Source organism: Pseudomonas sp. PDM25 (assembly GCF_019219045.1).
In the GTDB taxonomy this organism is placed as follows: Bacteria; Pseudomonadota; Gammaproteobacteria; order Pseudomonadales; family Pseudomonadaceae; genus Aquipseudomonas.
In genome coordinates, this window is sequence record NZ_JAHUWL010000001.1 from 121,856 (window position 1) to 132,678 (window position 10,823).

Genomic DNA, 10,823 nt, shown 5'->3' on the forward strand with positions numbered 1-10,823 from the left:
CACAAATCAATGTGGGAGCGAGCCTGCTCGCGATGGCGTCACCCCAAATAACACATCACTTGGGCTGTGGCCCATTGCCGATCTGCCACACAAACGGCGGTTCGGTCCCGTTGATCGCCCAATCCCCGACAATCCGCGCCTTGTAGATCACCGGATTGTGCGACGACACCGTCCGCGCATTGCGCCAGTGCCGGTCCAGCGATTTACCCACCCGAGTATCCGAAGCCCCCAGCGCATTGAACAGCGCTGTGGTCGCTCGCTGGATCAACTCCGACACCACCACCTGCGCCTTGGCCGATTCGATTTCCGCCGTGACATTCGCTTCTTGTTCCAAGGCTTCATCACCCGAAAATCGCGCCAGATAAGCCCGCTGCGCCGGTTGTGCAGCCCTCAAGGCGCTGGCCTCGGCCGCATACACCAGTGCCGCAATCTCACCGACCACTTGCTGCACCTGCGAATCCTGGCTGACTTGCTGCGCATTGCCATGGCTGTAGATGCGTTTGCGTTCACGCACCTGATGAGCCACATCGCCCAACGCCGCACGGCCGATCCCGGCCAGGGTCGCCAGCAGCACCAACTGATAAAACGCGGTCTGGTATTTGAAGCGGGTGGCGAAGTCGATGATGTTCTCGGCCTCCACGTCGGCATCGATAAACCGTGAGGTGCCGCTGCCGGTGGTGCGCTGGCCGAAGCCATCCCAGTCATCGCTCTGCACGATGCCCGGCTGGCGGGTCCGGACCGCCGCAATTACATCGCCGCCAGTGTCGCTGCGTTGCGCGTACACGTCGATCCAGTCGGAAAACAGGCTGCCGGTGCTGTAGAACTTCTCGCCATTGAGCCTCCACTTCTCGCCGTGAGGCGAAACTTTGGTGATGACATCGCCAATTGCCACGCTGCCGATTTCGGTCCAGGCATTGCCGGCGATATCACCGTCGACGAAGCGCTTGAACCACAGATCCCGGGCTGGCCCAGGTGGCGAGTTCAAGCGATCCTCCGCGAAAGCGAAATGCCCGCGCAGTGCCTGGGGAACGTTCGAATCGGCTTCGGCCAATTCGATCAGCAGCTCGAACAACTGCGGCAGGGACGCACCGCCACCGCCGTATTCAACCGGCACCCGTACGGCGCCGAATCCGGCGTCCTTGAGCCATTGAATCGGTTCGTATGGAAGGCTACGGGACTGTTCGCGCTCAACGGCACCGGCGGCGATGCGTTGGAAAATCGGCCGGAACCTTGCGGCTAGCGCTTCATAGTCAGTGCCAGTGGACAGCGGATTGATTACCTGGTGTTCGGTCATGGGACGGCTCCTTGGGTTGGCAGTGGATGCCACTGGGGATTGCACGGTCCATGCCGAATTCAAAGGCCAGTCATTACGGGCTTGCACGGGTTTCCCCCGACTGCAACTGTTGCAGCGCCAACAGTGCATCAGCAAATTGCCCCAGACACACTCGGAACCCTGTGGGAGCGGGCTTGCTCGCGAAAGCGGTGGGCCATTCAACATCTTCGTTGGCTGACGCACCGCTTTCGCGAGCAAGCCCGCTCCCACAGGGTTCTCATCAGGCTCAAGACAGTCGTCCCGCAAGTCACGCTGCAGTGCTGGCACGGTTGCTGCTCTGACCCCAGGACTTCCCTGAAATCCGAGGACATGCCAATGAGTCAGCAAGCCGTCAAATTTGCCTACTGGGTACCGAACGTCAGCGGCGGGCTGGTGGTCAGCAAGATCGAGCAACGCACCCACTGGGGCATCGACTACAACCGCAAATTGGCGCAACTGGCCGAAGAGGCAGGGTTTGAATACGCCCTGACGCAGATCCGCTTCACCGCCGGTTACGGCGCCGAATACCAGCACGAATCGGTCGCCTTCAGCCACGCGCTACTGGCCGCCACCACCCAACTGAAAGTGATCGCCGCGATCCTGCCGGGCCCTTGGCAACCGGCGCTGGCGGCCAAGCAATTGGCAACCATCGACCAGCTGACTAACGGCCGGGTGGCGGTGAACATTGTCAGTGGCTGGTTCAAGGGTGAATTCCAGGCGATTGGCGAACACTGGCTGGAACACGACGAGCGTTATCGCCGCTCCGAAGAATTCATCCGCTCGCTGAAGGGCATCTGGAGCCAGGACAATTTTACCTTTCGCGGCGACTTCTACCGCTTCGACAACTACAGCCTCAAACCGAAACCGCTGGGTCAGCCGGAAATCTTCCAGGGTGGCAGTTCCCGCGCAGCTCGGGACATGGCGGCACGGGTGTCGGACTGGTACTTCACCAACGGCAACACCCCGGAAGGCATCAAGGCCCAGGTCGATGACATCCGCGCCAAGGCGGCGGCGAACAATCATTCGGTGAAAGTCGGCGTGAACGCGTTTGTCATAGCCCGCGACACCGAAGAAGAAGCGCGAGCCGTGCTCGCGCAAATCATCGATCAGGCTGACCCCGAGGCGGTGAATGCGTTTGGCGATGCGGCGAAGCAGGCGGGCAGGGCGTCACCTGAGGGCGAGGGCAACTGGGCCAAGTCAACGTTCGAGGATCTGGTGCAGTACAACGACGGCTTCAAGACCAACCTGATTGGTACGCCGCAGCAGATTGCCGAGCGGATCGTTGCGCTGAAAGCGGTGGGCGTGGATCTGGTGTTGGCAGGGTTTCTGCACTTCCAGGAAGAAGTGGAGTATTTCGGCAAGCGGGTATTGCCGTTGGTGCGTGAGCTAGAGGCTAAAGCAGCGGCCAAGCAACAGGCCGCGGTCGCCTGAACACCACAAAACGAGTGTGGGAGCGGGCTTGCTCGCGAAAGCGGTGTATCAGGCAACAATGATGTCGACTGACACTCCGCCTTCGCGAGCAAGCCCGCTCCCACATTGGATCAGTGTTTACAGACCCAGGTCGGACAAGCCTGGATGGTCATCAGGCCGACGCCCCAGCGGCCAATGGAACTTGCGGTCGCTTTCCTTGATCGGCATGTCGTTGATGCAGGCAAACCGATTGGCCATCAAACCGTTCTCGTCGAATTCCCAGTTTTCGTTGCCATACGAGCGGAACCAGTTGCCCGAGTCGTCGTGCCATTCGTAGGCATAACGCACGGCGATGCGGTTGCCGGTAAAGGCCCAAAGTTCTTTGATCAGGCGGTAATCCAGTTCCTTGGCCCATTTACGTGTCAGGAAACCTTTGGCTTCTTCGCGGTTGTAGGCGAACTCGGCGCGGTTGCGCCATTTGGTGTCCAGGGTGTAGGCCAGCGACACCCGTTCCGGGTCGCGGGAGTTCCAGCCATCTTCGGCCAGGCGTACTTTTTCGATGGCCGATTCACGGGTGAATGGCGGCAATGGCGGACGAACTTCGGCATTAGACATTAATAGTCTCCCTATCAAAGTAAAGTTCTAGCAAGTTGTCGGGCTTGGTTAAAGTGTTACAGGTCCAATAACTTTCGCGCCATGCATTGCGCATTATCGGCGGCACTGTTATCACCCATGACAAGCGCCACGGTAATGGCACCGTCGATCAGGATCAGCAGCTGTTTGGCCAGCGTCTCCGGGTCTGTGGCGCCATGTTCGGTGCAGAGCTCGCGCACGTAGTCGAGCAGCTTCTGTTTGTGGTCTTTGGCGACCAGGCGAACCGGGTCTTGCGGGTCGCCGGTTTCACCGCTGGTATTGATGAATGCGCAGCCACGGAAGCCTTCGGAGGCGAACCAGGCCTTGAGCACGGTAAACAGGTTGAGCAGGCGGTCGGCCGGCGTTTCGGCCTGGTCGACTTCGCTTCTGTACCAGTGCATCCAGCGCACATCACGGCGTTGCAGGGCCGCGACGGTGAGCTCCTCCTTGTTGGCGAAGTAGCGGTAAATACTCTTTCTGGAGACGCCGGCGGTTTTCACCAGAAGATCCATCCCGGTGGCAGCGATGCCACTTTTGTAGATCAACTTTTCGGTGACATCCAGAATGATGTCGCGTGTGTCGTTGCTGGTTATTTCGTTCATGTGGCGAACAGTAGAACGATCGTTCTCCTTGGTCAAGAAAATATTTCTTGTCGCCTGAAAAATCGCTTTCGCGAGCAAGCCCGCTCCCACAGGGGGGACGCATTTCAATGTGGGAGCGGCGGTGCGACGATTCGACTTGCTCGCGAAGGGGCCATTACAGTCAGTAACAAGACCCGAACCGATCCATGGTGTAAGCTCTCGGGTTCTCCGGATTCGACCTTTTTGCGAGCCCTATGCCGTCGCTTTTCAAACGCTCTCTGCTGCCCAAACTGCGCAGTTTTCCGCTGACCGCCGATGCCGTCACCATCCTTTCTGGCGCTGCCGAGTTTCGCCGGTGCCTGCTGGAAAAAATCGCCAGCGCCACCCGGCGCATCTATATCGTCGCGCTCTATCTGCAACAGGATGAAGCCGGCCAGGAAATTCTCGATGCCTTGCACGCGGCCAAACTGGCGCGTCCGGAACTGGACGTGGTGGTGGTGGTTGACTGGTTGCGCGCCCAGCGCGGCTTGATCGGCGCCGGCAAGCAGCCGGGCAACTCGGCCTGGTATCAGGAAACCACCCGCACTCATGCCAGTGAAGTGCCGGTGTATGGCGTTCCCGTGCAGACCCGAGAACTGTTCGGCGTGCTGCATTTGAAAGGCTTCGTGATCGACGATTGCGTGATCTACAGCGGCGCGAGCCTGAACAACGTTTACCTGCACAAATTCGACAAGTACCGCTACGACCGTTATCACCTGCTAAATAACAGCGCCCTGGCCGATTCGATGCAGCACCTGATCCAGCACGGTCTGATCGCCTCTAAAGCGGTGCATCGTCTCGATTTGCCGAACCTGCCGACCACCCGCAGCCTGCGCAATGACATCGGCGACTTGCGCAGCCGCCTCAAGCACGCGGCATACGACACCACGACAGGTACCACGGAAAAGAGCGGTTTGTCGGTCAGCCCATTGCTCGGTGTCGGCAAGAACAACCCGTTGAGCCGAGTGATTTGCGAATTGATCGCCAGCGCTCAGCAGCACCTGACCATCTGCACGCCCTACTTCAACCTGCCGCTGCCCGTGACCCGGGAAGTCAATCGGGCACTGGCGCGGGGCGTGAAGATCGACATCATCGTCGGCGACAAGACGGCCAACGATTTCTACATCCCGCCGAGCGAGCCGTTCAAGGTGATTTCGGCGCTGCCGTATCTTTACGAGATCAGCCTGCGGCGCTTCGCCAAGCGTCATCATCGCAGCATCGACAACGGCCAGTTGAACCTGCATCTGTGGCGTGACGGCGACAACACCTATCACCTCAAGGGCATGTGGGTCGACCAGCGCTACACTTTGCTGACCGGCAACAATCTCAATCCGCGGGCGTTCCGTCTCGATCTGGAAAACGCCTTGCTGATCGATGATCCGAAAGGCGAGTTGTTGGAGCCGCGCCGTAAAGAGCTGGCGGAGATTTTCGAGAACACCCGCCGCATCGAGCGTTATCAGGAACTGGAAACGCTGCTGGAATACCCGGCGGGGGTGGCCAAGTTTCTCAAGCGCGTGAGTCGGGTGCGGATCGAGCGGTTGCTCTATCGGATTCTGTAAGGCTCGATTGCGTCACTGCGGTGTTTGCCCGCCACTGGCAGGCGCCAACCCGGTGGTCTTCGGACACCTGCGACGCTCGAGTGGTGTCATGAACGATTGGTCTCTGCTCACCACCAGTACAGTCTCATCGTCACTGCGGATGAGGCGTTCCAGCTCAGTGTTTCTGACACAGGGATCGTGGGCGTACATTTCATAACGCACGGCGAACAGCCAGCCGATGGACTTCAGTGCGGTTTCATACCACGGTATGATCTGGAGAATGCCCGAGGCTAGTGCGAAGACGCCTAAAAGCCTCATGCTGATAACCAACGTTACCCAGCGCGCCGCTTTGGTTTTGAATTTCGGCAAGATGATTTTCATCACGCCCATGAGCATGGAAAGCGTGCCCATCACAAAGGCGTGAGCAAACACCAGGACGTAAACCACCATAACCACCATCAACAACACTGCCAGAGCGGCCAATGGCGTGAGAAACGCAGTGGTGTAAGGGAAAAGAGAGGGCGGTGCACCGGTGATTTCGTTGACGAGGGTGGAGGCATATGCGGCTGAAAATGCCAGTGCCATCGTCAGCAGCCCAGCGAATGTACCCCGGACCAGCCAGGAAGCTTCCTGCCAGGTTTTCAGGCGCGTAGCCCAGGCATGAATTTCAATTAGTAAACTCAGGCCCGAAGCGATCGCGGCCACGCCCAGCAATGCCAGGCTCAGCGGGCCGGTCAGCGGCCTTTGCGGTTCGATGACAGCGCCAATTACCCAGGCAATTGCAGTCATCATCGCCACGCTGTAGAGCTTGATGCACAGCGATGCTTCCATCCATTCGATGGCAAATTCCATCAGGTTGTTCAGTCGTTTGTTCAAAGCCCTAAGTCCATTTGAATACATCGGCGGTGGTGTCCTTCCGTCACGGCGCCATAGTATGCCGTAACATGAACATCCTCATCCGATGTAGCCGCCCTCTGAATCCTTGAAGGGCGGCGTGCATAAGAAACTCAGTTCAATCCAAGCTTCCCACGCAACGTCGACAAATCCTCAGCCAGCGTATTCACCGGCCCGACCAGCGCCTTGCGGTCGTTTTCCTTCACCTTGTCATACGTCTCGAAACCACCGTCCCTGGTTTTGTACTTGGCCAGCGTCTTGTTCACCATCGCGAAGTTCTTGTCGACTTTGGCAATGAACGCCGCGTCCTGCTTTTCGATCTGCGGACGGAACAAATCGACGATTTTCTTCGCGCCGTCGATGTTGCCCTGGAAGTCATAAAGGTCGGTGTGGCTGTAGCGATCTTCCTCACCGGAGATCTTGGTCGCAGCGACTTCTTCAAGCAGTGCAGCGGCACCACCCACCACTTTTTCCGGCGGGAAAGTCAGGCCGGCGACGCGGGTTTGCAGGTCTTTCACGTCTTTGTTCAAGCCATCGGCCAGTTCGCCAAGGCCCTGGGTACTGTTTTCCGAAAACAGCGAGTATTCGATGCGGTGGAAACCGCTGAAGTCTTCGGCTTTCACGCCTTTTTCGTGGTCATCGACACGTGAGTCGATGGACGCGTCCAGGTCACTGAACAGTTCGGCAATCGGCTCGATCGACTCGTAGTAGACGCGGGTCGGGGCGTAGAGTTTTTTGGCGGTGGCCAAGTCACCTTTTTTCACGGCGTCGGTGAATTGTTGGGTGTGGCTGGCCAGCTCATCGAGCTGTTCCGTCACGTAAATCTTGTAGTCGGAGATCGGCCCCACCAACTCCAGCGGTGCCGTCGCCGCGAAAGCCGAATGCGGGGTGTTGAGCAAACCAAGGGTCAGCAATAACGCGAGGGGCGACTTTTTCATGGCACGGTTCCGTGTTGGGGGATGGTTATGCGGTGGCTTTTGGTTGAAGAGCGGGTTGTGTGGCGTCAAGCAGCGAGCGGCCGATGAAGTCCTTGTCGCCAATCACGCCGGGCAGGGTGAAGAAGTACCCGCCGCCGACCGGTTTGAGGTATTCCTCGAGCGGCTCGCCGTTGAGTCGGGTTTGCACGGTGATGAAGCCTTTTTGCAGATCCGCCTGATAGCAGATGAACAGCAGACCCATGTCCAGCTGACCGTTCTTGTTCACGCCGTTGGAGTAGTTGAACGGCCGGCGCAGGATCAGGTTGGCCTGTGTCGCGGCGGTGCGCGGGTTGGCCAGGCGGATATGCGCATCGAGTTTGGTCAGCTTGCCTTCCGGGTCCTTGGCATAGTCCGGGACCTGAGTTTCATGCTCGCCGCCCATCGGCGCGCCAGTGCTCTTGACCCGGCCGAGAATGCTTTCCTGTTCCTGCAGCGGCGTGCGGTCCCAGCGCTCGACGAAGTTGCGGATGATCCGCACCGCTTGATAGCTACCATTGGCCGCCCAGGCCGGTTCGTCACTGCCGGGCGGGACCCAGACGATGCTGTCCATGGTCTTGGCATCGTTGGAATTCGGGTTGGCTGAGCCGTCACGAAAACCGAGAAAGTTGCGTGCACTTTGCGCGGGCACGCCGGGCTTTGCCGGGGCCTGGGGCGGCACGCTGCCTTCCTGTTTCCAGCGCACCAGCAGTAAGTCCGGCAGGTTTTTCACGATGTCGCGCAGGGCGTGGATGTTGGTGTCAGTGGTGTTGGAACAGAACTGCACACTGAGGTCGCCGTGGCAGCAATCGGCTTCCAGCGCATCGTTGGGGAAACCGACCATGCGGATCAGCCGCTTGGGTTTGGCGTCGGCCAGGCCGAAGCGCTCATCGAACAGCGACTCGCCCACCGACACGGTGATGGTCAGGTTGTCCGGCGTGACGACCGGGCCGAGTATCCCCGAATCCACCGGCGGCAGTTTCGGATCGACCTGCGTAACCGGGCCGCCCTTCATCAGGAAGGCTATGCGCTCGTTGAGGGTGCGAAACAAACGTTCCAAGTCTTCGCGATCGCTGGCCAAAACGTCAAACGACACCAGCATGCCGCAGGCCGGGCGCGGGGTGACGATGCCGGTCTGGTGCTTGCCGTGAAACGCGTGGCGGTCTTCGGTCTTGTCGCTGCTCGGCGCTTCGGTCACTTGCGCCGGGCTGGCGGCCATGGCCGGGCAACTGAGTGCGGTGCCGGCCAATGCCACGCCAGCGGCGCCCATGCCCATCAAAACCCGGCGACGCTGGAGGTTGAATTGCTCTGAATCGTTCATCGGTTTTTTCTTCTGCTTACAGGCCGGAAAGGCCAAGGGCGGGATCGATTCCATCGAGTGCGTCGGCCAGAACCTTGGCCTTGTCGGCGATCTGTGTGCGCCGCTCGGCACTGACGCTGTCGTAGCTCGCATAGCCTTCATTGACCTTGAAGCCGTTGAGCTCGGCGTCGAGGGCAGTGACGGCGCTGTCGATCTTCGGCAGCAGTTCGGCGGCGGATTTGCTCAGTAACGGACGCAACAGCTCGACGACTTTGCGGGTGGCGACGAGGTTGGCGGCAAAACCGTTCAGGTCGGTGTGGCTGTAGCGCTCTTCTTCACCGCTGCTGGCGCGGACGTCGGCAAGACTGTTGAGATTGCGCACCACAATGCTCACCAGTTGTTCAGGCGGCAGCGACTGGGCCAGCAGTTGTTGTTTGAGCGTGGTGATGTCGGCGATCAGACGCTGGGCGACGGGCATCAGGCCATCGAGCGTGCGTTGCTGGAACAGTGCGTATTCGATCCGGTGGAAACCGGCGAAACCCGGATCCTGCTCGCGCTTGTCGAAGTAATCGGCGCGGGCGTTGATTGTGTTGTCCAGCTCCGCCAGGCGCTGGGCAGCCAGGGCGATCCGTTGATACGCGGCGCGGGCTGGCACGTACAAGGCTTGCGCTTGACCGAGGTCGCCGGCTTCGATGGCGTGTTCAAGGGCGGTGACGGCTTTGATCAGCGCACTGCTCTGAGTGCTCAGGTAAACGCGGAACTCAGACAAGGGGCCAACAAAGGCCACCATCGAAGGTTTAGCCTTGGCCGCAGCGTCTGAAGCGGCCGTCGGGCTGACGTGCAAAGTGCCGCGCGGATTGCTCAGCAAGCCGCATGTGATCGCATAGTCACCGGGCAACAGGTTGGCATTGATCACCTGGCTCAGGCCGGGGGCGATGTTTTCCCGTTCTTCGACCACCAGCACACCGTCGAGAATCTCCCATTCAACGGCCCGATCCGAGCGATTGACGATGCGGAAACTGGCGCGACCGGCCGGGACGCTCAATGCATTCGGCTCGCAGCTGTGCGGGTGGAGGGTCACCAGCACTTCGTCATGGTTGGCCTGGCGCTTGGCGGCGGCGACTTTCGAGGCGTAATAGAACAGGCCACCGGCGGCGATCATCACGATCACCGAACCGGCCACCGCCCAGCGCAAGGCGCGCGGAGGGGAGGCCTGGGGAGAGGCTTGATTTGGCATGGATGCCCTTACTGGCTGGAAACGGAAGAAGGTTGTTTAGCCGGTGCCGGAACCGGGTAAAAAAACATCACCAGCGCCACCACCAGATAAATCAGATACGCCCCGAGGGTGCTGACGGTCGGCGCGTCCTGGTAACCGAACATTCCGGCCAGCACTGCGCCCAGCGGGCCATCCATCGGCAGCGTTGCGCTGAAGTCGAAGAGCACGGTTTGCAGGTGATTCCATACGCCGGCTTCATGCAGCGCTTGCACCGAGTTGGCGAGAATCCCGGCGGCTACCACCAGAATGAACAACCCGGTCCAGCGAAAGAACGCCCCCAGGTTCAGGCGCATGCTGCCGGTGTAGATCAGGAAACCGATGATTATCGCCAGGATCAGGCCGAGCAGGGCGCCAATCGGTGCCGCCGGGCCTTCGCCCTGCTGGAACACGGCGAGCAGGAAGAACACCGTCTCCAGACCTTCCCGGGCCACGGCGAAAAACACCATGGCGATCAGCGCCATGACCTGGTGTCTGGAACCGGTCAGCGCCTGATCGAGAGAAGCGTGCAGCGAATGTTTGATTGAACGCGCGACTTTGCGCATCCAGAACACCATGGAGCTGAGAATGCCCACGGCGACCAGGCCGACCACGCCTTCAAACAGTTCCTGCTGTTTTTGCGGGAACTCGGCACTGACCAGTTCCAGACCTCCGCCCACCAGCAGGGCCAGGGCCGCGGCGAGGAACACGCCGATCCACACCGCCGGCATCCACTGGCCGCGGCCGGTCTGCTTGAGGTAGCTGGCGATGATGCCAACGATCAGCGCGGCTTCAATGCCTTCGCGCAACATGATCAGAAAAGGAACGAGCATTCAGCACCGGGGCGTCATTAGATAGGGTGCTAATTTGTAACATAATGACACTCATTCCCAAATGGCACTCATTGGCAT

10 protein-coding genes are annotated in these 10,823 nt (G+C 59.7%); 2 read left to right on the plus strand and 8 right to left on the minus strand.

The genetic code is table 11. The features are described from left to right. Positions 1–55: 55 nt before the first annotated feature. Positions 56–1,294 carry an acyl-CoA dehydrogenase family protein gene (locus KW848_RS00440; protein WP_218534674.1) on the minus strand — a complete coding sequence of 413 codons (1,239 nt, stop codon included), beginning with the start codon at positions 1,292–1,294 and terminating at the stop codon, positions 56–58. A gap of 354 nt (positions 1,295–1,648) precedes the next feature. Here KW848_RS00440 and sfnG point away from each other — a divergent pair, with 354 nt between their 5' ends. After that, positions 1,649–2,743, plus strand: a complete 1,095-nt coding sequence (sfnG, locus tag KW848_RS00445; RefSeq protein ID WP_046053564.1) for a dimethylsulfone monooxygenase SfnG — start codon at positions 1,649–1,651, stop codon at positions 2,741–2,743. 117 nt (positions 2,744–2,860) lie between these two features. Here sfnG and KW848_RS00450 read toward each other — a convergent pair whose 3' ends face one another. After that, positions 2,861–3,337, minus strand: coding sequence for a nuclear transport factor 2 family protein (locus tag KW848_RS00450; protein ID WP_008152708.1), 477 nt, complete (start codon positions 3,335–3,337; stop codon positions 2,861–2,863). A 56-nt stretch (positions 3,338–3,393) separates the two neighbouring features. After that, a complete protein-coding gene (locus tag KW848_RS00455; protein ID WP_218534676.1) occupies positions 3,394–3,957 on the minus strand; it encodes a TetR/AcrR family transcriptional regulator in 564 nt (187 codons plus the stop codon). Between the two features lie 233 nt (positions 3,958–4,190). Here KW848_RS00455 and pssA point away from each other — a divergent pair, with 233 nt between their 5' ends. Then, positions 4,191–5,534 (plus strand): CDP-diacylglycerol--serine O-phosphatidyltransferase, encoded by a 1,344-nt coding sequence (pssA, locus tag KW848_RS00460; protein ID WP_218534677.1) that lies wholly within the window; start codon positions 4,191–4,193, stop codon positions 5,532–5,534. Positions 5,535–5,546: 12 nt separating this feature from the next. Here the strand turns inward: pssA and KW848_RS00465 are convergent, their stop codons facing one another. The 5 genes from KW848_RS00465 to efeU form a co-directional block, all read right to left on the minus strand. Continuing rightward, complete coding sequence (locus KW848_RS00465; RefSeq protein ID WP_218534678.1) at positions 5,547–6,389, minus strand: hypothetical protein; 843 nt, start codon at positions 6,387–6,389, stop codon at positions 5,547–5,549. 131 nt (positions 6,390–6,520) lie between these two features. After that, complete coding sequence (gene efeO / locus KW848_RS00470; RefSeq protein ID WP_218534679.1) at positions 6,521–7,345, minus strand: iron uptake system protein EfeO; 825 nt, start codon at positions 7,343–7,345, stop codon at positions 6,521–6,523. A gap of 25 nt (positions 7,346–7,370) precedes the next feature. Next, positions 7,371–8,681 carry an iron uptake transporter deferrochelatase/peroxidase subunit gene (gene efeB, locus KW848_RS00475; protein ID WP_218534680.1) on the minus strand — a complete coding sequence of 437 codons (1,311 nt, stop codon included), beginning with the start codon at positions 8,679–8,681 and terminating at the stop codon, positions 7,371–7,373. Between the two features lie 16 nt (positions 8,682–8,697). Next, positions 8,698–9,897 (minus strand): iron uptake system protein EfeO, encoded by a 1,200-nt coding sequence (gene efeO / locus KW848_RS00480; RefSeq protein WP_218534681.1) that lies wholly within the window; start codon positions 9,895–9,897, stop codon positions 8,698–8,700. Positions 9,898–9,905: 8 nt separating this feature from the next. After that, the gene (gene efeU / locus KW848_RS00485; RefSeq protein ID WP_218534682.1) at positions 9,906–10,745 is read right to left on the minus strand and encodes an iron uptake transporter permease EfeU; all 840 of its coding nucleotides are present in this window, start codon (positions 10,743–10,745) and stop codon (positions 9,906–9,908) included. Positions 10,746–10,823: the final 78 nt, after the last annotated feature.